The organism is Paenibacillus turpanensis (assembly GCF_011421635.1).
GTDB lineage: Bacteria > Bacillota > Bacilli > Paenibacillales > YIM-B00363 > Paenibacillus_AK > Paenibacillus_AK turpanensis.
This window is the reverse complement of the sequence record NZ_WTLI01000014.1, coordinates 12,011-35,030: the sequence shown is the minus strand read 5'-3', so window position 1 is coordinate 35,030 and position 23,020 is coordinate 12,011. Positions and strand designations below refer to the sequence as shown.

The following is a 23,020-nucleotide window of genomic DNA, read 5'->3' as shown; positions in this document are numbered from 1 at the left end:
ATAAAACCGGCGTAGAAGACCGGTTGGAAGTACTGTGTGACAATTGTTATGAGGAATGGCTTTTATCATTACGAGGCTAAAATTGGGGCTTCGGCCCCACTATAATAAATTTGCTTAGAAAGGAGGGATATGGTATGATTAATACAGATCGAAATTTACCCGAACTCACATATTGCAGAGGGTTAATATTTTGGTAAATACTAACCCTGTCCAATATGTGATTTTTTTATTTCTAAGCAAATAAAGATCATGTAAAAACAAATTTTTGGAGGTTTTCTCACATGAAAACAGGTACAGTTAAGTGGTTCAACGCAGAAAAAGGTTTCGGTTTCATCGAGGTTGAAGGCGAAAACGACGTATTCGTACACTTCTCCGCAATCACTGGCGATGGCTACAAGACTTTGGAAGAAGGCCAGCGTGTAGAATTCAACGTGGTTCAAGGCAACCGCGGACCACAAGCAGAAAACGTAGTAAAGCTGTAATATCTGCTTAAAAAAAAGACAGCCCCTTCGCTGAAGGGGCTGTTTTTTTGTGGACTTGACTCTGGACTTGATTCTGGACTTGATTCTGGACTTGATTCTGGACGCATACAAAGCATATCCTCATACTAAGAACCAGGTTGGGTAAGCTGTAGTTGTGTAGACGTAGGGAGGTCCCACTTATGGCGCTTCAGAAGCATCGTTTTTATACGGCGGGATTTGCTCTGTTCACAGCATTTGCATTGCTCATGGAGCTGATCTGGATTCCCGATCCGCTGCGGTGGGGGTCCATATATTGGCTCGATACGATTCAATATATGGTTTATGCGCTTGCGGCAGTTCCGGTGTTATGGGCATGGGGGGCGGTCACCGGCTGGCGGGAGCGAGGAGACGGCTTGCTTGCGTCCAGCCTTCGGCTGGCTGTTGCTGCCGCTTCCGCAGGGGCTGCTGTGCTCATGATCGTTAATCCGCGAAGCGTGGTTTGGCTTGGTGTGTTAATGGGCGCGGCGTGGCTTGGCGCTTGTGTGGACGCGGCCGTCACGGAGGCAAGGATAGGCCGCCGCTTCCCCCGCAAGGCGTTCACGCTGTTTGCCGCTTCAGCGGGGATCTTAGCGCTGTTGTTTTGGCCGACACCGTATTTGGTCATGTATCCGGGACTTACGGTAAATATGAACAGCTACGCTAAGGCGGAGGGGGGAACGCCCAAAGGGACGATTCAGGGCGTGCTTGTTTTTGAACGGCCGGCCTTTCCGGTGGATTGGCTGTATGGGCGGCTGTACCCTCACTACCGCTTTGCGCCGCGGGAGACGCTGGATATGTCGCTCGGGGAATATCATGCCGTCGTTCAGAGCATGAAAGCGAATGCGAATAAGCTGGGCAGCGCAGTCGCCTTCTGGAAAGCGGGTATCGGCAAGGGAGCGGTGAAATCGGGCGTTCGGGTGCTGGCGGTGCAGGCCGGAAGCCCTGCTGATGGGAAGCTGCAAGGCGGAGATCTCATTATCGCGCTTCAAGGGCAAAGTGTGCTGTCCACTGCACAATTGGCCGAAGTGATGGGTCAGGTTAAGCCAGGGGATCCGGTTGTCGTAGAGCTGATTCGTCAAGGGAAGACGGAGAGGGTGACGGTGCAGGCGGGTGCCCGGAAAGATAAGCCGACACAGGCTGTGCTCGGCATCCAGATTGAGGACAGCGTGGAGCTGGATTTGCCCGTCGATGTCCAATTCCGGTCTTATTTACTGCATGAAGGCGGGCCGTCACATGGGGCAGCGCTTGCGCTCACGTTAGTAAACCAGCTGGCGGAGCAGGATCTTACTTACGGGAATCGTGTGGCTGTCACGGGTACGATTGATGGAGACGGCAGAATCGGCAGCATTGGCGGCATCCGGCAGAAAGCATTCACTGTTTCGCGAACGGATACGGATGTGTTTTTTGTTCCAGCCGGGCAGGAGGATGAGGCAAGGCAGGGGGCAAGCGGGCTTACGATTGTCCCGGTACGCACGCTCGATGAGATGCTGCTTTGGCTGCGCGAGCATCCTAGGTTAAAGTAAGAAGAGGGAGAAGAACCCGTTACGGGATGCTTCTCCCTCTTCCCTATGCGAAGCAGGGCAGGGCGTCATTTTACGTCTGCCGCACCGCTTCTGCTTCCCTATTTTCTTCATCCGGTTGTTTGCGCCCGAAGAAGACATAAAACAGGATAGAAACCAGCGTATATACGACTGCGGTTACGGTAAATGCGTACGCGTAACCATGGTAGGGCCCGAACCGGGCAACAAGCCCGGTGCTGACCGGCGCCGCCAAAAACCAGCCAAGATGGAAAGCGGCTTCGCCGCTGCTGGCGGCCAGACCGCGGAGCGAGCGATGCACACGATTCATTTTGATCGAGTTGTAGAAAGGGGTGGCCGCATTCATGAGTGCTTGCCGGAACAGGTATCCGCCGCAGGCAAGCGGAAAATTCATCGTGTAAGCGGTCAGCAGCAGAAACGGGATCGAGCTGAGCTGCAGCACGATGACGGACTTGGCTTCCCCAAGCCTGCGGGCAAATACAGGGCCGATCAAATACGCTGCGGCGGTAGCCCCTTGCCCTAGTGAAACGACGAGACCGATCAATGAATGGGGCGCATCGAAGCGGTCCTCGAAATACACGTTCAAATAAGGAACAACCATGCCGCCCGCTGACGAGGACAAAAGACCGAGCATCGCAAAGAGACCGATGATCCGCAGCGACGAGCGATGCTTGCCCCAAAGCTGCGTGAAGGGAAGCGATATCCGGTTGGTCTGCGGTGCGTCTTCACTGGAGGCTTCGGCTCCTCCGAAACGCAGAACGGGGATCAGCCCGAGAGCGGCCACTCCGATCCCGATCAGCAGTGTAATCCGCAGGCTGACCGCCTCGGTGAATCCGAGAAGGTGGTGAAATAAATCGGAAAGCAGTCCGCCCGATAAGTTCCCGGCTACATTGGCGAACATCACCAAAGCAAGATTTAAGCTGAATAAGTGGACCCGCTGCTCCGGCGTAGAATGCTCGGATAAGTAGGGCAGCGACGTGACGGATACAATGGCAAGCGCCATGCCGCCGGCGAAGGAAGATACCAGCAGTCCGCCCGGCGTTTCCGTTAATGCGCGTGCGGTTAACGCGATAAGGGCAAGCAGTACACCTGCGGAGATCATCCGCTTGGGTCCAAGCTTATCGTTGGCGATCCCCGCAGGGATGAGCACAATTGCTGAGGCGAGAGCGGCCGCTCCGATTAAGTTCCCGACGACGGTTTGATCGTACCCGAGCGACTTTACATAGAGGTTGAACATCAGCTGGTAAATGCCGAGCCCGGTGTTCCACACAAAGGAGAATAGTAAAAACAACCGGATATTCGAGCTGTATCCGTTGATCTGCTGCTTCCATTCCTGAATAAAGGCTGACATCGGTTTTTTCCCCGGATTCATATTGGTTTGTTCTTTGCACTATAGAATAACGGATTTCCTCCACAAACGGAATCATTATTTTCCTTTGGTCAATTCAGGATTGCTGGCAGCAAGACGAAGGCGTCCTATCTGTCGACACAGCAAAAAAACCATCCCTCCACCGGCACGGCTGTGACGGGGAGAGATGGCTAGCTTTGTTCCTGCCGTTTCGTTTGAAGCGCAAGATAATCGCGAAGCATGAACAGCCGCCAAGGCACGATCATGCCAAACGCCAATAAATAAAAGAGGGCACCGCTCTGTAAAATCGTAACGTACCGCTCCACCACATCATGCAGTACGACGCGTACTGCGAGAAGAACGGCTACAAACACAAAAAACATTTTGGACTGCTGCATATACACCTTATCTTCGACGATCTGAAATTTACTGGTCCGGATCAACGGATAAGAAAATAGCAGCGCACCCACCAGCAAACTTCCCAGCGCCCAAAGAAGCGGGATATGGGTGTCAGGAACAATGAACATGAGAAAGCCGGTCGACATCCCAATCGGCGGCATGATGATGCTGGCCAGCTTCACGGGTCTATTTGAGGCTCGCAGGCGAAACAGAAAAACAACGATTCCTCCGAGCAACGCGAGGCAGATGGATAGGGTCGGATTTAGAAAACTCGGCAGCTGCATGGACGGCGACCTTCCTTTGCGGATTTCAACGTTCCTTCCATTGTACAAAATATTCCGTCTAAAAATCAAAAGGAATTGTGCGCGTTTGTTTTTGGGTATGCAATGGGGACAAGGTATGCTAACGTTAAAGTATCCAATACAACCTTCAGGTGATCTATGATAAAGGATTTGCTTTTTCATTTGCTGATGATTTTATTTCCGATTCATCTGTATCAAACATTTTTTATGGCCACCTGGAAGTTTCAAAATGTGTATAAAGACCGGGTGATGCTCGGTTTGCTGGGCGGTGGTTCTGCGGTTCTTTGTACGTTATTTCCGATGGAATTCGAAACGTTTCGTTGGGATTTGCGAAGCATTCCGTTGTTTGTGTCCATATTATATGGCGGATTCTTATCGGGCTCGATCGCCAGCGTAATGATACTTGCGGCCCGGCTGCTGCAGGGGGCGGAGCCGCTCCTCGTTTGTTTCATACTGACCACTCATGTCATGTACTGCATTCCGGCGTTTATGGTGCTCAGGCGATATGTTTCTATGTCTAAACGGAGAAAAATGGCGGCTGCCTCGGGAATCTCCTTATTTGCTTTCGTCACGATTCTTTTGAATTTTTACATGTATTTGCATTTAAAAGGAGTCGCTTTCCCGTGGAATCAGTATTCGGTAAGCATGCTCGCATTCACAGCCGTTATTATGGTCAGCGGGATGATGCTGTCGATACTGCTGCTGGAGAGCCTGCGGGATTATATCAAGCTGCGTGAACGGATGGAGCGCAGTGAGAAGGTAAGTATCATCGGCGATTTGGCGGCAAGCGTCGCTCACGAAATTCGCAATCCGCTGACGGCGGCGGGCGGTTTTATGCAGCTTGCCAAGCAGACGTCGATCGCTTATGGGAGAAAGGTGGACGAACACCGCGAAAGCGCTGGCGGGAATACGTTCAGCCGCGACGAGGAGCTGACACCGGTGATGAAGATCGGGAATTATCTTGATACGGCGCTGGTGGAACTCAAGCGGGCGGAAGAAATTATTTGCGAGTATTTAGAATTTGCTAAGCCAAACCTGAAGAATCTGGAAGGGATTCACCTGGCTGCAACGCTTTCCGAGGCGGCAAGGGAGGCGGCGGAATATGCGCTTGCGAAGGAGATTCGTGTCACGTGCAGCGTCGATGAGCAGCTGTGGATTTGGGGTGACGATCAGCGGCTGCGGCAGGCGGTGCTGAACATTGCAAAGAATGGCATCGAGTCGATGGAAGGCGATGGGGTTCTTGCAATACGGGCAAGCCAGCTGCAGGCTCACGCGGTTATTACCGTTTCGGATACCGGTCACGGGATGGATGGAGAGACGATTCGGCGTTTGGGAACACCTTTCTACACGATGAAAGAAAAAGGAACGGGGCTTGGGCTCATGGTTTCGTTAAAGCTGATCCAAGCCATGAACGGGGAGGCAAGCTTTGAAAGCCGCCCGGGGAAGGGAACAACGGTGACGATCCGCTTTCCGATTTGGGAAGAGGGGCGGGGATATCGACCGGCAGCAGAGATTAAGTAAGGGCGTGCGAATCGCTATTCTATCCGCGAAAGCAAGAGAAAACCGGCTGACGCATCCCTGCGACGGCCGGTTTTCTCTTTGCGGCAAAGCGGACTAGCGCTGGAGCGGGTTCCAGCCGTCCGAGCCTGCGAGAACTTGCGCGGGCGAGTACAGCGCGGCCTGCTCCGCGGACAGCTGCTTCGCCCAAACAACGCGCTGCTCTGCGGGTGCGCCGGGCCCGCGATTGCCAAACTCGCAGAACGACGTTGTTTGCTCGCTCTCCGGCTTGTTCCAATTATCCCAGCCTTCCGGACGAATATGCTCGCCGACCCAGCAATCGATGAAGGCCGCTTTGGCATCATTGCGCCAAGGTCTGCCGAAATAATAGGAGTGCCGCGGGGCATCGCTGGTTAGGCGGCAGCCTTGGAACACATAGCCGTACTCGGCTTCCTCCGGAGTGGACGGGGCGGTTAGCCAGCCGTGTACCTGCATCGGCGAGGCCGCTTTATCCTCCGGAGAAACGCGGCGCTTCGCGAAAATTTCGCAGTCTTGAAATACGGCGGTAGCCGAGCCGAATATAAAATCCACGTCGCCTTCAATGTAGCAGGCTTCGTAATATTGCCGTACGAGGCGGCGCTCTTTATTTTCGCCTGGCCCGACGAAGGAGCCCGGCTTCATCGGACTCGGCGGCAGGGGGCCGGTAAACAGCGTGTCCTGATGGCCCAGCAGCCGGCACTGCCGGAAGACGGCCCGGTCCGCGTCAACATAGGCGGCGAGCGCCTGTCCGGCAATTGAGCCTGACCCGGCCGCATTGGCGATGGTCAGGCGCTCGGCCGTGAAGTTGTCTCCGCCGACATATAGTGAATACGAGCGGAACGTTCCGTATTCCGACCCGTCGGCATGTATTTTTTTCGCATAATCGTCGTAGGTGATCACGGTTTTTTCTGCGTCTTCTCCGACAAGATGAATGAAGGGCTTATCGATATGTATCTTTTCCTTATAAACGCCGTTCCGAATACGAATGGTAACGGTTTCGGCATTGTCGGCCGGTACTTGATCAATGGCTTCTTGGATCGTTTGAAAATCTCCGCTTCCGTCTATTGCAACAAGCATGAATTAGATCCGCCCTTTCTGATTGAAAAATATGATATCTAAAGTAGTGTACCATACATTTCCCGAGGGGCAGACCGTAAAGGGCTACAAGGTAAATTGATGCTTATTCAGTAACGTGCCTGATTCTGAAGGTGTACGACTCGATCGGTGACCGCTTTACCGATGGCGCCGATCGCGATGTAAATCGGAAAGGAATAAAGAAGGCTCCAGTTATATGGAATATAGATGCTCACAGCGATTGAAAAGGGTTCAAAGAGAAAAGAAAACCCCGCCGAAAGCAGTGTCATAGCAAGGAGGAAGATGGGCCAGGAGCGTGCCCACTGGTAAACAAACATATAAAATACAGCGATCATGATATCGATGCAAATAATTCGCGAGCCCCACGGCAGCACCATTTTCGGATATTCCCAAAGCAGCAGCTCCGCTCCCAGTACATCCAAAAATATGACAACGAGGAGAGTTAAGGAGCCGAACAAAAGGATGGGGACGAGCCGCTCTTTAGAAACAAAGCGAATCCACAGGACGCTCAGCAGGATGGTGCCAAACAAGAGCAGCCACCACTGCCAGGTAAACAGGACCTGATCCTGCCAATAGATCCATCGAAGGTCGGACAGCTTTTGCTGCGTCTCTTTAATCTGTTCCATAGTTACCTGCTCCAAGCTGTTCCACCCCCTCATGTTTGGAAGCTTTTTAATACTAATCTCCATGAATGTTCTTTTTTATGTAAAAGAAGGAGAATTTGTACACTCTGTTATATTGAAAAGAAGCCGCACCCTGCAATGCTGCAGCGATGCGGCTATATGATGCGGTCAGCCTGTTGGAAGCTGGCGGCCTTCCTTGGCGCAGTCCGGGCAAATGCCTTGAAGCTCCAGGCGGTATTGCGCGATCGTAAAATTCGTTTTTTGCTCCACGTATTCTTTGATTTGCTGCGGCTCCAAAAACTCGACATCATGCATGATTCCGCAGATGCTGCACACAACGTGGTAGTGCTCCGTGGTGACAGCGTCATACCGTCTGGATGCGTCCCCGAAGGTGAGTTCTTTCACGAGCCCCAGTTTTTTGAAGACACGCAGGTTATTATATACCGTCGTAACACTTAGGTTGGGATACTTGTCGACCAGTGCTTTGTAAATTTCCTCCACGGTCGGGTGACCGGGATAAGTGTACAAATATTCAAGTACGGCGAAGCGCTGCGGCGTAACTCGGATGTTCTTAAGCTTTAGCTTATCCATAGCTTTCTCTATATCGCAATGAACCAAGGAGCCACCTCCGTGAGATCAATTTCAGTTGCTGCTTCGGCATAACTGGATCTCGTTTATACTGGAATGTTTTTTACGTACTCCGAAATATCTACGCCAAGGCCATCGGCAACACGCTGGCCATATTCGGCGTCTGCACGGTAGAAGTTGCAGATCCCAATAAGCTTGCTGCGGTCGTCTAAGCTGCGCAGATCATTGACCATGCTCTGGATCAACTGATCCTGTTCCTCTTTGCTCAGGCTGCGGTATTGTTGCCCTGCTTGAACAAAGTCGAATTGGTTTGGTGATAAGTAATTGCGAATGTTATCCATTTAAGACTCACCTCGATATGAAATTTGTAAAATAAAATAATTAGTATGATTTTATAATTATTATCATCTAGTTCTGATTTTAAGCCTAGTGAGAATGGTTGTCAATATTTTTTTGTGCTGCTTTTCGAGCAGGCATGCAATACCGACGTTGACACTGATAATCGTTTTCAATTAAGATAGACATACATTTTTAGGAATATAGTCTTATGAATAAATGAATTGAAATTCACGCAGCCAAGACTAAAGAAGGTGATCTTTCTTTATGGAAACCATGCGGCCGAATACGGTTTTTAACGATTATTTTATTAGTTCGATCGTAGAGAATATGCAGGAAGCGGTCCTGCTTTATGATACGAACGGCTCCTTATTGTTTTTTAACCGCGCGGCTGAGAAGCTCGGCTTGACCAACCTGCTTGAAAACCGGCTTTGTTATCTGGAAGAGCAGGCGCTTGTTCCGGAAGAGCAGTGGCCTGCGCGCTTATTGCTGAACGGAGAACAGGTTCACGGAGCGTATTGGTTAAAGCCTAAAAAGGGTCCGGTGCATATTTTGCAAATTGATGGCTTTCCTATTTATAAAGAGGATTCGGGCCTGGCAGGCGGGCTTGTCGTTTCTCATGATATAACCGAAAGGAAATGGGCGGAGCAGCGTCTCGAGATGAGCGAGCAGCGTTACAAATCCCTGTTCGAATACCATCCGGATATCGTTTGCTGGTTTGACCTTAAAGGGAATTTGATTAAAGCGAATGCAGCGATTGAAGGCGTGAGCGGGTTAACGCGGAAGGAAATGGAGGGTAAGCAATTACTGGAAACGGTTGAGCCTTCCTTCCGAAGGAGGACTGTGCTTCATTTTTTTCGGGCGGCCCGAGGAAAGCCGCAGCATTTCGAGGTGCAAGCCAGGGGGCGAAGGGAGCCGCTGATCGACCTTCAGGTAACCCTGATTCCGATGGTGACAAGCGGCAGAATTACAGGGATATACGCCATTGTGCAGGATATATCGCAGCGAAAGGCGGCGGAGAGGCTCGTCCATACGCTGGCCTATCAAGATCCGTTGACGGGACTTGCGAATCGGCAATTTTTTAATGAGCAGCTGCGCTTCTGCATTGAGGAGGCGGAGAAAACGGACAGCAGCGCTGTCGTTTTATTTATTGATTTGGATCGTTTTAAGTGGATCAACGATACGCTCGGACATTCCGCCGGCGACCGGCTGGTAACACTGATTGCGCAGCGGATTAAAAGCTGCATCGGCGAGCAGGATATTTTGGCGCGGATCGGCGGAGATGAGTTTACGCTGCTGATGCCCGGTGCGCGGCGAATGCAAGCGGAACGAATGGCGGCGGTTATCATCGATGCGCTGTCAGCTCCCTTTTCGCTGGATGGAAATGAGTATTATATTACCGCTAGCATTGGTGCGAGTGTTTATCCGAATGATGGCTTGACGGCTGAGGCTCTCATGAAGAATGCCGACGCTGCGATGTACAGGGCGAAGGAGCAGGGGAAAAACGCCTTCCGGCTGTACCGCTCCGAGATGAACATTCGGATGCATCGCAAGCTGATTATGGACAAGGAGCTTCGCAGGGCTTTGGAGGCTGAGGAACTGACTTTGCAGTACCAGCCGCAATGGGATTTGCAAGAGGGGCGCATCGTCGGTATGGAAGCTTTGCTGCGCTGGAAGCATCCGGTGTCCGGGTATATTTCCCCCGCGGAATTTATTCCGTTGGCTGAGGAAACCGGGTTTATCGTTCCCATGGGGGAATGGGTTCTGGAAACGGCCTGCAGCCAATACCGGGAATGGCAGAAGGCGGGGATGCCGCCGATTCGGCTGGCAGTGAATTTGTCGGTGCGGCAGTTTCAAGACGGCAACTTATTACGGATGGTCGACCGGGTGCTGCAGCGGACCGGAATCCATCCGGGGCATCTGGAGCTTGAGGTGACGGAAAGCATCGCCGCGATCCATGTTGATTTTATAAAGGGACGGCTTAACGAATTAAAGGCGTTAGGCGTGCAGATCGCAATCGACGATTTCGGTACCGGGTACAGCTCGTTAAGCTACTTAAAGCGATTCCCGATTGACCGCTTAAAGATCGACCAATCGTTTATACGTGAAATGATATCCGACGAAGCCGATTATTCGATTGTCAAAGCTATTATTGCCATGGCCCGCAGCCTGCGTCTTGAGGTCATTGCCGAAGGCGTCGAGGAACAATCCCAGGCGAATCGCTTAAGGGAGCTTGGCTGCATGGAAATCCAAGGGTATTTCTTCAGCAGGCCGTTATCGATCGAAGATATGGGGCGGCTGCTTTTTCCAACCGATTTGTAGCATGGAACGGGCTGATCAGCAGCCTGTTTTTTTATGAGCAGAATATGAGCAGGACAAGGAATAAGGTGACGGTGATCGGGAGGTAGGGTACAATGAGGTACAAGGAAGCTGATTAAGATTATTCGGAGGACGTCCTTGTGTCAAGCAAAAAAACAATTCCTTTAACGAACGCGTTAAGTGTCCAAAGCGGCTCGCATATTCTTTATTTTTATAATCAGGAAGAGCAGTATCTAGCAAATGCGGCTTCTTTTGCAAAAAAAGGCATTGAGCTCGGACAGCATGTCCTGTTTATCGAGATGAAGGATTTATATAAGAAGGTGCTCCAACTGCTCGGTGAACAGCTGCCCCCGGAAAAGGTGGACATGTATGTTCACTTCGTAGACGCTTTTGAGTTCTACCGGATGTATGACGATTTTCATTTCGATAAGGTGCTGTACAATTTAAGCTCCGTCATTCAGCCTTATTTGGATGGTCATATCGATGTAAGGCTTTGGGGGCATGTCGATTGGCGCCAGCAGGAGAAAATCAAAGAGAAGCTGTTTACTTACGAGTGCCAAGCGGATATTACCATTAGCGGACTTGGCTATTTAACGGTTTGCTGTTACGACGGCAACCGGGTATCGGCGAATGTTCAGCTTGAAATGATGAAAACCCATGAGTACTTTATGACGGATGATGACTTTGTTATCTCCAATTTGTATAAAAAGAAAACATGCAAGTCAAGTGCTGCCATCTTTCCTACGCTTTCGGTTCAAGACCAGCTGCAGACGGAGATGGACTTATACAAGCAAAAGCTTGATTTCGTTCATGTCGTTTCGCATGAAGTCCGAAATCCGTTAACGGTCATCAACGCCTATGCGAAAATGGTGCTAAATAATACGAAGGATCGGCGTGATCGGGAACGGCTCGCAGCGATCTCCGATTATGTCACGCTGATCGACAATGAAATCTCTCATGTCATTGAAACGGAAGAAATGCTGTCTACCGATGCGTTATGGAGGAAAAAGCTTGTCAGCCCTTACGCATTGCTGCAGGAAGTGACGTCCATTATGGAGATCAAGGCGAGAACGCAAAATATTACATTTGAAAGAGCCATTGCTTTGAGCGGCAGCGAGACGATCCTTAGCAATTCCACCGGGTTTAAGCTGATCGTATCTAATCTGCTGAGCAATGCCATAAAGTACAGTGATGAGGGCGGCCTTGTTCAATGTACTGCTAACGAGCATCGTGGCGTTCTAACCATCGTCATTGCCGATCATGGCGTCGGGATGAGCGAGGAGCAGCTTAGCAAGCTGTTCCGTAAATACGAGAAGCTGAACGAAGAGAAGGGCGGTCAAGGCATCGGGCTGTTTATGGTCAAAAAGCTCGTCGATTACTTTGAGGGGTCCATTGAGGTCATGAGTGAGCTTGGAAAAGGGACGACCATTGTCGTCGCATTGCCTTTACACCAAGCCATGGGGCTGGAAGTGGCCGTAGAAGGCGCTTAGAAGGAAAATGGTTGGAATAGGATAAATCGCTTATTGGGTCCGAACACCTTTGGTGGACGGGCTCTTTTTCATTTGGATGCAGAACCAGCAGTTCCCTCCCCCGCTTGTCCGCTATGGATTGTATACTTTTCGATATACATTTCGCTGGAAGGGGATCCGCATGTTACAGAACTCGCGGCAGGAAAATGAAAACCGCAGCCTTAAGGAACAAATTGCAAGGCTGGAGCAGCGTATTTGCGAGCTGGAAGGACGGGCGACCGAAACGCTGTCAGAGCATTATAAACGACTCGTGGAAGATACTCTTATGCCGATCGGTATCCATAAGGGAGGATATTTTACTTATTTGAATACAGCGGCGCAGCAGCTAATCGCGTTGCCGCCGGACACTCCTTATGTCGGCACGCCCTTAGTGGACGTCATCTATCCGGAGGATCGGACGACGTTTCAGGAAAGCTTAGCGCTTATGCTGGCCGAAAAGTATTGTCAAGCCGTACAGCTCCGGATTAAGCGCATGGACGGCGAGGTTCGCCTCATTGATGCCACTGGATTTTACGATGAACGAACCGACTCCTTTCATTTTATTTGCCAAGACATTACCCGCGAAGAGGAGTCTCGGATGCAGCTTGTGGAGAGCCGGGAGCGTTACCGCTCGTTATTTGAATACAATTCTTCTATTATCGTGGAAATCGATAAGACTGGAGTGATCCGGGAGCTTAATCCGGCCTTTTCCTATATTACCGGGCGCTTACGTGAAGAGTATCTCGGTCGTCCGTATACGGAGATCCTTCCAGAAGAAGCGAAACTCGACACTGTAAGCATATTTGAAGGAGTTTTGCAGGGGGGATCCGGAGAGGTCGGCTTTCTCGGCAAGCATGCCGACGGCAGCCGGCTTGATTTCGCGTGTACGTATACCCCGATTTATACAGGAGGGGAAATTACGGGGGTGTATGTCCTTGCGCAGGACGTGACCTTGCAAAAGCAGGCGCAGGAAGCTTTGTCGAGAAGTGAGGCGACCTACCGCCTAATTACGGACAATATGAGCGATGTTGTGATGCTGTTAAATGAGGACGGAACGGCAAGCTACTGCACTCCTTCCATTCGGAAGGCGACTGGATATCCCCCGGAGTATTTCTATAAGCATTCTGCGCTGGAGCATGTGCACCCCGATGATGTAAAGCTGGCCTGTACGGAGCTTCAAAAAATACAAGACGAGAAGCAAAGAAGCTTGTTTCGTTTCCGCATGATTCATTCGAGCGGAGGGGTTTTAACCGTAGAGGCAAGTCTGGCGCCTCTGCTTTCGGAATCGGGCGAGGTAACTGCCGTCCTAGTGACGGTAAGAGATATTTCCAAGCAAAGCGCCGTGGAAGCCGCTTTGTATGAGAATGAGCAGAACTTTCGCCGGTTAGTAGAGAGATCTCCACAGCCTATGGGGCTTTACCGGGACAGCCTGCTGCTTTATTTGAATCCGGCAGGAATGGAGCTGCTTGGGATCACCGATTCGGATTCCGTTGAAGGGATCTCCCTTCTTGACTTCGTCCATCCGCTGTATAGGCGGCGGGTATTGCAGTGGCTGCAGCAAAATCAGGTGGCTGACTATTCCCAGGTTGAATTGAAGCTGGTTACCCGGGACGGGCGATTGCGTCTTGTGGAAGTCACGGGGGTTTACGAGCCGAACAAAAAGGCGATGCAGTTTATTATGACGGATGTGACGGATAGCCGCGAGTCCAGAAGTAAGCTGATGGAAAGCGAGGAGCGGTACCGCATGCTGACGGAGCTTTCTCCGAAATCGATCGTGGTTCATAAGAGGGGAAGGGTCGTTTATGCGAATCCTGCTTTTGTAAGCCTAATGCACTTCTCATCGAAGGAGGATGTTGTCGGACAAGAGCTTATGGATTGGATGCTGCCGCAGGAAGGGATTGTTCTGCCTCACACGGAGATTGAAGCAGTTGGAAGCTCGGCAGGTCATACCGTCCCTCATCAGGCTAAAATGGTTACGGTCAAGGGGGTCATCGATGTTGAGCTTGCCGGGGCGCCGATTCGATATGATGGTCATAAAGCGAATCTGTTGGTCATTCGCGATGTAACCAAGATCAAACAGGTCGAGGAATTAAAGCGTGTAGCCGCGCAGAAAATCCGGGAGAGCGAGGAGCGATACAGCCGCTTGCATGAAAGCCTGGATCGGTTTTCGATGGAGATGTTCGGTGTCTTTCGGCTGGACGAGATTGAGCTGAGGCTGATCAATGAGGTTCGCAGTGTTCTTAACCTCGAGGATATTGCAATCTATGAGCTGGATGAAAGCGGAGGTCTCCGATTGCGAAGAGGCAGCAGCATTAGGTTTGCAGATGAGGAGGGACTCTCTTCCTTGCTGCGAAGCGACCTGCCCGCCTGCAGTCTAGGGTCAGCCGATGGGGTATACTATGTGAACCTGGGAGAGTCGGAGGGCACTAGGGTATATTTATTACTTCGAAGCGAGGCTGATAAGCTGACGCTGTCCTCGGAGCAGGCATGGCTGGAGACGGTAAGCAGGTTTGTTTATGTGCTTTTCGATAACTTCCGGGTGATTACCGATTTGACGAAAAAGGTAGAGCAGGTCCATTTTTATACCGAAACAACGCCATGGCTGCGCCGTTTCTTCTTTCATTTTGCCGAAAATGAACGAAAACGACTTTCTCAGGATTTGCACGATTCTGCATTGCAGGAGCAGATCATCTGGTATCGGAGGCTGGAGGATATTCGCTCCCGGACCGGACTTAAGCCTGAGGCCTGCGAGGAGCTCAAGCAGGTTAGCGAAGGTCTGCTTGATGTGATTTATCAAATCCGCATTACTTGTAATGAGCTTCGGCCGCCGATGATTAAGGAGCTAGGTTTGGCAGCATCCTTGAAGGCGCTGTTTGAGGCGACGCAGCTTCGCCATGACTTTTCCATCGACTTCCACACGGATGGCTTTCAGGAGCGGGGGCCGGAGGAGCTGCTGATAGGGATATACCGGATCATTCAGGAGCTGATCGCCAATGCCGTGAAGCATTCGAATGCAACCTTGGTTCAGATTAGCCTCGAAAGCATCGCCGGCGGGGCCGTGCTGATGACGTACGAGGATGACGGAATCGGTATCGATCCTGACATGCTGCAGGATTCTTACCATAGTATGGGGGTTTATGGGATCAAAGAACGGGTACGAAGCTTTGACGGTACGATCGAATTTCATTCGAAGCCAATGAAGGGCTTATCAATAAATATTCATATTCCGCAGCCTGAGGACGGCGGCGGATTTATGGCGGGAGGAAGCCTGTAAAGCGATGCTGAATATTTTGCTGGTAGATGACCATCCCTCGGTTATGGAAGGCACCAAGCTGATGCTGGAAAAAGAAGGGGATATGGACGTGTCCATTGTGATGCCTGGGGCATCGGTTTTGGAAGTAATTCGAATGAGGGAATATGATGTGATGCTGTTTGACTTGAACATGCCGGAGATAAGCGGACTGGATCTAACGAAGCAGGTGCTGGCGGAAAAGCCGGATGCGAAAATATTGATTTATACGGGGTTTGACATAGCCCCTTACTTCAATACGCTGATTCAGCTCGGGGCGATCGGATTTGTTCCGAAAACCGCCGCGCAGAAGGACTTGGTCACGGCGATCCGCTGCGCGCATCGGAACGAGTCGGTAATTCCGGTTTCGCTGCTTCGCGAGCTGCGCAGGGATGCGGTGCAGGTCGGGGCGGAAAGCGGCGCCAAGAGCGAAAGCTTGTCGCTGAAGGAGCTTGATATTGTGCGTGAAATTGCCCGAGGCAGGAGCAATAAAGAAATTGCCGAGAAGCTGTTTATTAGTCAGCGGTCGTTGGAGTATACACTAACGCAGATTTTTCAGAAGCTGAACGTTAAATCGCGGGTGGAGGCCGTTACGAAGGCGCGCCAGGTCGGCATGCTGCTGGACAGTGATTTTGTATCTTGATGAGGAGCATGCTGGGGGACTGCTTCACTTTTGTTAGAATGACATTTTCGAACACATCAAATGGGTATTTTGTACCATTTGATGTGTTTTTTTGTGCGTATAAGAATATAAAATGTCGTATTTTGCGGTATCACGTCGAATTATTGCGGGGTTCCGCAACCGATTTTCGGATACCGACAGGCGAACTATTGGTATATTGAAACTATATTAGGGCGTAAATGGCAAGGAGTGAGCAAACATTGAGCAGCGCTTTGCTAAACCAGTTTATTGTCGTTCAGCTGGGAGTAGAGAAATATGCGATCGAAATCTCGGAAATCTATGAAATTATTAAGCTGCAAAAAATAACGGAGGTCCCCCATCCCAAACATTTTCTCGAAGGGGTGACGAATCTTCGCGGCAAGATTGTTCCGATTATTTCGCTGCGAAAGCGGTTTTGGCTGGAGGAGGCTTCTCCATCATCTAAAGCGAGGATTGTCATTGTCAAGCATGAGGATGAGATGGTAGGCATGATTGTAGACGCGGTAAACCGGGTGACACAGTTCCATGAAATCCACCCGTCGGGCGAAATCGTTTCGGGTTTGGACGGCTCCTACTTTAACGGGATCGGCAATTCGGAGGAAGGTCTCGTCAGCATTTTAAATATTGGGCAGGTATTGTCCGGCTAGGAGGGGTTAGGTTGGATCGCCAGGAATTGACGGGACTCTTTATCGCAGAGGTAGAAGAGCAGCTTCTGATGCTGGAGCAAGAGATTTTAAAGCTGGAAGAAAAGCAGGATGATCCAAAAGGGATCCAAACGATTTTTCGCGCGGCGCATACGCTGAAAGGCTCCTCCGCAGCGATGGGCTTTGATCCGATGACGCGTGTTACGCATGAAATGGAAAATGTGCTGGATCAAATTCGAAATGAGAAGCTGGCTGTTTCCCAAGATGTTATCGATGTGCTTTTCGCTTGCTTGGACTATTTGCATCATCTTAAAAGGAGCTTTACGGACGGCACGGAAGCGGCTGACAGCAAGCCGTTGGTTACAAGGCTTCATACCTTGCTGGAAACTGCGGCGGCAGGTCGGACTGACGCAGCGGATAGCGGTTTCCGCACGGCCGGAGCTGGAGCAGGCGGTGAACAGATGCCGGCCCAAGGGCAATCGGCTGAAGCCTTGCTGAGCACTGATCAGCTGCACCGTTTGCAGCAGGCGGGGCGGGAAGGCAAGAAGCTTTGGCAGTATCGTGCGGCGCTCGTGCCGGAATGCACGATGAAGGTAGCGCGAGCGTACGTGTTATATAACCAGCTGCAGGAGCACGGTGAGGTGATCGGCACGCACCCTGCGCTGGATCAAGCGGACATGGCCGACACTCTTCATTATTTTATCGCCTCGGCCTATGAAGGAGAGGAGCTGCTCAGCCGAGTTGGACAGCATCCCGATGTGGCGTCCGTTCAAGTGCAGGCTCTCGCAGTGCCGGAGCAGCAGGCAAACCAGGCACCGGAGCAGGCTGCACCTTCAAGGCCGCAGCCTGTGCAAGCAGCCTCTGCCGTTCGTGATGACAGCAAACGCTCCGTCCAAACGATCCGGGTTGACGTCGATCGGCTGGAAAATTTAATGAATCTCGTAGGGGAGCTGGTCATTGACCAGACCCGGATCGCTCAGATCGGGATGCTTTTGCGGGACAAATATATGGACGATATGCTGGAGGACCTCGATCAGGTTTCGAATCACATCTCCAGAGTGATCGGGGATCTTCAGGAATCGGTAATGAAAACACGGATGCTGCCGATCGATCAGCTGTTCCAGCGGTTTCCGCGCATGGTGCGGGACCTCTCTCAGAGCTTGAAGAAGGGGATCGAGCTCGTCATCCAAGGACGGGAAACCGAGCTTGACCGCACGGTCATCGAAGAAATTTCCGATCCGATTATTCACCTGCTGCGCAATTCCGTCGACCACGGTATCGAGAGCGCGGAGCAGCGGCTGGCTGCAGGGAAGCCGGAGAAAGGAACGGTGACTTTGCGTGCCGCCCATCAGGACAACCAGGTCGTCTTGACGGTGGAAGATGACGGAGGCGGCATCCATACGGACAAGCTGAAAAAAGCGGCCGTGAGCAAAGGGATTCTTACACAGCAGCAGGCGGACGCGATGAATGAGCAGGAAGCATTGGGCATTATTTTTATGCCGGGACTGTCCACCTCGTCTGCCATTAGCGAGGTGTCCGGACGCGGGGTCGGAATGGACATCGTCCGCAGTCATATCGAAAAGCTAAACGGCCTGATCGATGTGGAGACGAATGTTGGACAAGGCACTAAATTTACGATTAAGCTGCCGCTGACCTTGGCGATTTTACGCGGGCTGCTCGTGAAGCTGAATCAGAGCGTCTATGCACTCCCTATGAGCAGCGTAGACGAAATCGTGAGGGTGGAACGAAGCGATATTTACTCGATCAAAGGGCAGGCTGTGATGAAAATGCGCGAGCGTGTCATTCCGCTCGTTTGGATGCACGACCATTTTCGCATCCCGCAGACGAAGCAGGAGAGGCAGCAGGTGTCGGTCGTGGTGATCGGGCTTGCGGACAAACGGATTGGACTTGTCGTCGATGAGCTGGTCGGAAATCAGGAGATTGTCGTCAAATCGACCGGGTCGTTTATTGGGAAGGTGGAAGGTGTGTCGGGGGCGACGATTCTCGGTGATGGGAGCATCGCGCTCATCCTTGATGTAACCGGCATTTTTAAAATTGTCGATGCCCAAAAAAGCTCTCGCTCTCTTGATGCGGCGGCGTCTTTATGAGGCGGTTAAGAGGAGGTGCGGTTTATGATTGCAGCAGTGGAGCAGTTGGTTACCTTTCGGCTGGAGGAAAGTGAATTTGGGCTGCCGATCCAAGAGGTGTATGAAATTATATTCGTTCCGAAGGTTACGGCGGTGGCGAAAGCGCCCATGGCGATGATCGGCGTCATTCATTTAAGAGGCAGCGTAATCCCGATTATCGACTTGCGGATCGCGCTTCGAATGTCGGCGGCGTCAGGCTCGCGAAAGCAGCGAATCATTATCACGGAAGCGCGCGGGAGCCAGCTGGGCCTGCTGGTCGATGAAGTGACAGAAGTTCTGCGCACGCAGGGAGGGCAGATGAAGGAGCCCCCGGAATCGATTCATACCATCGATACGCGATATATGCGAGCAATGTTTACGATCCAAGAACGGATGCTGGTGCTGCTGGATATGGACCGGGTTTTGGACCCCCGAGAGCTGGAGGCGGTCCGCAGCTCGGTACAGTAAGCGGGTGTTCAGCCGCGTCCTGAGCTTGTTATGATATGCAGTCATTCGTTTTTAATGCCATATACTATTCACTTTTTACGGCTTGAACAACCACGAATTCGGAGGAGATCGCAATGGGAACTTTTAAGGAGAAAATAGGCTTATCGTTGATTAAGGGCTCGGAGTGGGAGCGCCAGGGCAAACAGGCTCATAAAGATTCGGAGAAATTGGAGCAGCAGCTAAAGCACTTGTCTGAAATCACAGAGCAGATTTCCCAGGGCGCAGAGGAACAGGCGGTCTCCGTGGAGACGACAGGAGCGACCGTGAAGGGCCTGCTTCAATCGATTGAAGGCGTGGCGGTAAACGCGGAAAGCGTAACGCAATCGGCTGAGCAGGTAACCGATGCGATCGCTGAAATGGTTGCGTCGATTCAGCAGACGGCCGGCAATAGTGAAAGCACGTCTTCATCCGTTGAGCAAATTTCGGCTTCGATGGAGCAGATGAGCCGCTCGATTCAAGGCGTGGCCGGTAATGCTGAAAGCTTGACCGCTTCGGCGCAGGAAGTTTCGCACGCGATTCAAGAGATGGTGGCTTCGACGCAGCAGGTGTCGGGCAATGCCCAAAGCACGGCCAGCTCGATTGAGCAAATTTCGGTCTCGATGGAACAGATGAGCCGCTCGATCCAAGGCGTGGCCGGCAATGCCGAAAGCTTGACCGCCTCGGCGAAGGAAACGTCCGCCGCCATTCAAGAAATGGTGGCATCCATTCAGCAGGTCGCGGGCAACAGCGAGAGCACAGCCAGCTCGGTGGAGCAAATTTCCGCTTCGATGGAAGAGATGGGCAAGTCGATCAAAGGGGTAGCGGCAAACGCGGACAGCTTAACCTCCTCGGCGGAAGAGACAGCTCACGCGATTCAGGAAATCGTAGCCTCGATTCAGCAGGTTGCGGGCAACTCTGAAAGCACGGCGGGTTCCGTGGAGCAAATTTCCGTTTCGATGGAGCAGATGAGCAAATCGATTAAAGGCGTAGCGGGTAATGCGGAAAGCTTAACGGCTTCCGCTCAGGAAACCGCGGCTGCGATTCAGGAGCTGGCAGCCTCGATCCAGCAGGTCGCGGGCAACAGCGAAAGCACGGCCAGCTCGGTGGAGCAAATTTCCGCCTCTGTGGAGGAAATGAGCCAGTCGATTAAGGGCGTGGCGGGTAATGCGGACAGCTTGACGGCCTCGGCGCAGGAAACGTCTGCCGCCATTCAGGAAATGGTGGTCTCGATCCAGCAGGTCGCGGGCAACAGCGAAAGCACGGCCAGCTCGGTGGAGCAAATTTCCGCTTCGATGGAAGAGATGGGCAAATCGATCAAGGGCGTAGCCGGGAGTGCCGAGAGCTTAACCGCTTCGGCGCAGGAGGCGAATTCCGCTATTGAAGAAATGGTGGTCTCGATCCAGCAGGTTGCAGGCAACAGTGAAAGCACGGCCAGCTCGGTGGAGCAAATTTCCGCATCGATCGAGCAGATGGGCAAGTCGGTTAAGAATGTAGCCGGCAATGCCGGGCAGCTGCAAAAATCGGTAACGGGAAGCTCCGCATCGATTCAACAAATGGCGGCTTCCATCGAGCAGGTGTCCCGCAATGCGCAGAACGTCAACACGCTGACGAATAATGTGCAGGAAGAAGCGAAGGAAGGCCAAAAAGCGGTCGTGCAGTCTTTGACAGGCATGAAGGAAATTTCCGATGTTATTAAGCAAGCATCGGTTGTTATGGGCAGCCTGGGCAAGAGCTCGGAGGAAATCGGCAGCATCATCGAGGTTATCGACGATATTGCCGAGCAGACCAACCTGCTGGCGCTGAACGCTGCGATTGAAGCGGCTCGTGCCGGCGAGCACGGCAAAGGCTTCGCGGTAGTCGCGGACGAGGTGCGCAAGCTTGCCGAGCGCAGCGCGCGGGCGACGAAGGAAATTGCCCAGCTGATCAAGGGAATCCAAGGCGAAACGACGGACGCGATCAAAGCGATTACCATCGGCACGGAGAAGGTGGAGCAGGGCAGCCGCCTCGCGGACGAAACCGGGAAAGCGATCGAGCGAATCGTGACCGGTGTGGACAGCATTACCCGCGAAATCCGGCAAATTTCGGTCGCAACTTCGGAGCAGGCGAAGGGCAGCGAGCAAATCGTTGAATCCGTCAGTGTTATGGCGAAGCAGGCGGAACTGGTAACGCAGGCGACCTCGGAGCAGGCGCTGGGCATTGAGGAAATTATTAAAGGCGTGATCAATGCCCGTGAGCAGGTGCGTCAAGTCACGTCAGCGACCAAGGAGCAGGCAAAGCAGGGCACGGATGTCGTACGTGCTGTGGAAAATGTGACGAAGCAGGCGGAAATGGTTGCGCACGCGGTGCGCGAGCAGGCGGCAGGCGCGGAAGAAATTATTCGCGGCATCTTGAATGCCCGTGAACAGGTGCGCCAGATTACAGTGGCAACGGTGGAGCAGACGAAGCAGGGCCGCGGGATTGTTAGCGCAGTCGAAAATGTAACGAAGCAGGCGGCCATGGTAACACAGGCGGTGAAGGAGCAGGCAACCGGTGCGGAGGAAGTGGTTCGAGGCGTCATGAACGCCCGTGAGCAGGTGCGTCAAATTACCGCTGCGACGGTAGAGCAGGCGAAGCAGAGCAAGGATATTGTCCGTGCCGTGGAAAGTGTAACGAAGCAGGCGGACTTGGTCGCACAGGCGATGAAGGAGCAGACAGCAGGAGTGACGGAAGTGGTTGCGGGCATCGTGAATGCGCGTGAGCAGGTGCGCCAAGTCACGGCGGCCACGGCAGAGCAGGCGAAGCAGGGCCGCGATATTGTGAGCGCCGTGGAAAGTGTGACGAAGCAGGCGGCAATGGTGACGCAGGCGGTGAAGGAGCAGGCAGCCGGTGCGGAGGAAGTCCTACGCGGCATCGTGAATGCGCGTGAGCAGGTGCGCCAGATCACGGCGGCCACGGTAGAGCAGGCGAAGCAGGGCCGCGATATTGTGAGCGCCGTGGAAAGTGTGACGAAGCAGGCGGCACTGGTGACGCAGGCGGTGAAGGAGCAGGCAGCCGGTGCGGAGGAAGTGGTTCGCGGCATCGTGAATGCGCGTGAGCAGGTGCGCCAGATCACGGCGGCCACGGTAGAGCAGGCGAAGCAGGGCCGCGACATTGTGAGCGCCGTGGAAAATGTGACGAAGCAGTCGGAGCTGGTCACGAGCGCGGTGAAAGAGCAAGCATCAGGCGCAGAGGAAGTAGTGAAGGGTGTCGTAAACTCTCGCGAGCAAATGCGTCAGGTTTCGCTGGCGGTGCTGGAACAGGCGAAGCAGGGCACAGAGATCGTCGGCGCGGTGGAGAATGTGACAAAGCAGGCGTCTCTGGTGAGTCAAGCGGTGAAGGAGCAGGCAGTCGGGGCAGAGGAAATTATGAAGGGTGTTGTGAACGCCCGTGAGCAAATGCGTCAAATTACGGTATCCGTTTCCGAGCAGGCGAAGCAGGGGAAAGGAATCGAGCAGTCGTCAAGCAGTATGACGAAGCAGGCGGCGGAGGTAACGGTTGCCGGCCGTTATCAGGCGTCCGAGGTAGCGAAGCTGTCGCAAGCATTGTCGGAAGTCGAGAGTGTTGTGAAGCGTACACAAAAAGATGTATCCAAAACAGTGGCCGTCACCCGCGAGCTTTCCTCGCAAGCAGCTTCGCTTCAATCGAATTTAGTTGGGTATGGGAAGTAATATGAAGGGCTGTGCCTTTTCAATATCGGGGGGTAT

17 protein-coding genes are annotated in these 23,020 nt (G+C 52.5%); 11 read left to right on the top strand and 6 right to left on the bottom strand.

All coding sequences use genetic code 11. The annotated features are described in order from the left end of the window. Nucleotides 1-281: 281 nt before the first annotated feature. Together GQS10_RS14095 and GQS10_RS14090 are read left to right on the top strand one after the other, a co-directional pair. Nucleotides 282-482: a cold-shock protein gene (locus GQS10_RS14095; protein WP_166243252.1), complete on the top strand. Its 201-nt coding sequence runs from the start codon at nt 282-284 to the stop codon at nt 480-482. Between the two features lie 179 nt (nt 483-661). Continuing rightward, nucleotides 662-2,023 (top strand): PDZ domain-containing protein, encoded by a 1,362-nt coding sequence (locus GQS10_RS14090; protein WP_166243250.1) that lies wholly within the window; start codon nt 662-664, stop codon nt 2,021-2,023. Between the two features lie 70 nt (nt 2,024-2,093). On the opposite strand, the gene GQS10_RS14085 is transcribed toward GQS10_RS14090, so the two are convergent. Together GQS10_RS14085 and GQS10_RS14080 are read right to left on the bottom strand one after the other, a co-directional pair. Then, nucleotides 2,094-3,410: an MFS transporter gene (locus tag GQS10_RS14085; RefSeq protein ID WP_243735172.1), complete on the bottom strand. Its 1,317-nt coding sequence runs from the start codon at nt 3,408-3,410 to the stop codon at nt 2,094-2,096. Between the two features lie 167 nt (nt 3,411-3,577). Continuing rightward, the gene (locus GQS10_RS14080; protein WP_166243248.1) at nt 3,578-4,069 is read right to left on the bottom strand and encodes a CcdC family protein; all 492 of its coding nucleotides are present in this window, start codon (nt 4,067-4,069) and stop codon (nt 3,578-3,580) included. Nucleotides 4,070-4,294: 225 nt separating this feature from the next. Here GQS10_RS14080 and GQS10_RS14075 point away from each other — a divergent pair, with 225 nt between their 5' ends. Further along, nucleotides 4,295-5,608 carry an ATP-binding protein gene (locus GQS10_RS14075; protein ID WP_166243247.1) on the top strand — a complete coding sequence of 438 codons (1,314 nt, stop codon included), beginning with the start codon at nt 4,295-4,297 and terminating at the stop codon, nt 5,606-5,608. A 93-nt stretch (nt 5,609-5,701) separates the two neighbouring features. Here the strand turns inward: GQS10_RS14075 and GQS10_RS14070 are convergent, their stop codons facing one another. The 4 genes from GQS10_RS14070 to GQS10_RS14055 all read right to left on the bottom strand — a co-directional run bounded on the left by GQS10_RS14070 (nt 5,702) and on the right by GQS10_RS14055 (nt 8,270). Next, on the bottom strand, nt 5,702-6,700 hold the full coding sequence (locus GQS10_RS14070) for a pectinesterase family protein (protein WP_166243245.1): 999 nt from the start codon (nt 6,698-6,700) through the stop codon (nt 5,702-5,704). A 107-nt stretch (nt 6,701-6,807) separates the two neighbouring features. Next, on the bottom strand, nt 6,808-7,359 hold the full coding sequence (locus GQS10_RS14065) for a hypothetical protein (protein ID WP_166243243.1): 552 nt from the start codon (nt 7,357-7,359) through the stop codon (nt 6,808-6,810). 150 nt (nt 7,360-7,509) lie between these two features. After that, nucleotides 7,510-7,932: a Fur family transcriptional regulator gene (locus tag GQS10_RS14060; RefSeq protein ID WP_166243241.1), complete on the bottom strand. Its 423-nt coding sequence runs from the start codon at nt 7,930-7,932 to the stop codon at nt 7,510-7,512. Nucleotides 7,933-8,015: 83 nt separating this feature from the next. After that, nucleotides 8,016-8,270: a catalase-related domain-containing protein gene (locus GQS10_RS14055; protein WP_166243239.1), complete on the bottom strand. Its 255-nt coding sequence runs from the start codon at nt 8,268-8,270 to the stop codon at nt 8,016-8,018. A 262-nt stretch (nt 8,271-8,532) separates the two neighbouring features. Here GQS10_RS14055 and GQS10_RS14050 point away from each other — a divergent pair, with 262 nt between their 5' ends. From GQS10_RS14050 to GQS10_RS14015, 8 genes are all read left to right on the top strand, one after another. Further along, a complete protein-coding gene (locus tag GQS10_RS14050; RefSeq protein ID WP_166243237.1) occupies nt 8,533-10,587 on the top strand; it encodes a sensor domain-containing protein in 2,055 nt (684 codons plus the stop codon). 137 nt (nt 10,588-10,724) lie between these two features. Then, the gene (locus GQS10_RS23680; protein ID WP_166243235.1) at nt 10,725-12,074 is read left to right on the top strand and encodes an MEDS domain-containing protein; all 1,350 of its coding nucleotides are present in this window, start codon (nt 10,725-10,727) and stop codon (nt 12,072-12,074) included. 160 nt (nt 12,075-12,234) lie between these two features. Then, nucleotides 12,235-15,366 carry a PAS domain S-box protein gene (locus GQS10_RS14040; RefSeq protein WP_166243233.1) on the top strand — a complete coding sequence of 1,044 codons (3,132 nt, stop codon included), beginning with the start codon at nt 12,235-12,237 and terminating at the stop codon, nt 15,364-15,366. A 4-nt stretch (nt 15,367-15,370) separates the two neighbouring features. Then, on the top strand, nt 15,371-16,024 hold the full coding sequence (locus GQS10_RS14035; protein WP_166243231.1) for a response regulator transcription factor: 654 nt from the start codon (nt 15,371-15,373) through the stop codon (nt 16,022-16,024). A 239-nt stretch (nt 16,025-16,263) separates the two neighbouring features. Further along, nucleotides 16,264-16,689, top strand: coding sequence for a chemotaxis protein CheW (locus GQS10_RS14030; protein WP_166243229.1), 426 nt, complete (start codon nt 16,264-16,266; stop codon nt 16,687-16,689). Between the two features lie 11 nt (nt 16,690-16,700). Next, the gene (locus GQS10_RS14025; protein ID WP_166243227.1) at nt 16,701-18,794 is read left to right on the top strand and encodes a chemotaxis protein CheA; all 2,094 of its coding nucleotides are present in this window, start codon (nt 16,701-16,703) and stop codon (nt 18,792-18,794) included. 24 nt (nt 18,795-18,818) lie between these two features. Then, the gene (locus tag GQS10_RS14020) at nt 18,819-19,280 is read left to right on the top strand and encodes a chemotaxis protein CheW (protein WP_166243225.1); all 462 of its coding nucleotides are present in this window, start codon (nt 18,819-18,821) and stop codon (nt 19,278-19,280) included. Between the two features lie 113 nt (nt 19,281-19,393). After that, nucleotides 19,394-22,984 carry a methyl-accepting chemotaxis protein gene (locus GQS10_RS14015; protein WP_243735171.1) on the top strand — a complete coding sequence of 1,197 codons (3,591 nt, stop codon included), beginning with the start codon at nt 19,394-19,396 and terminating at the stop codon, nt 22,982-22,984. Nucleotides 22,985-23,020 lie beyond the last annotated feature (36 nt).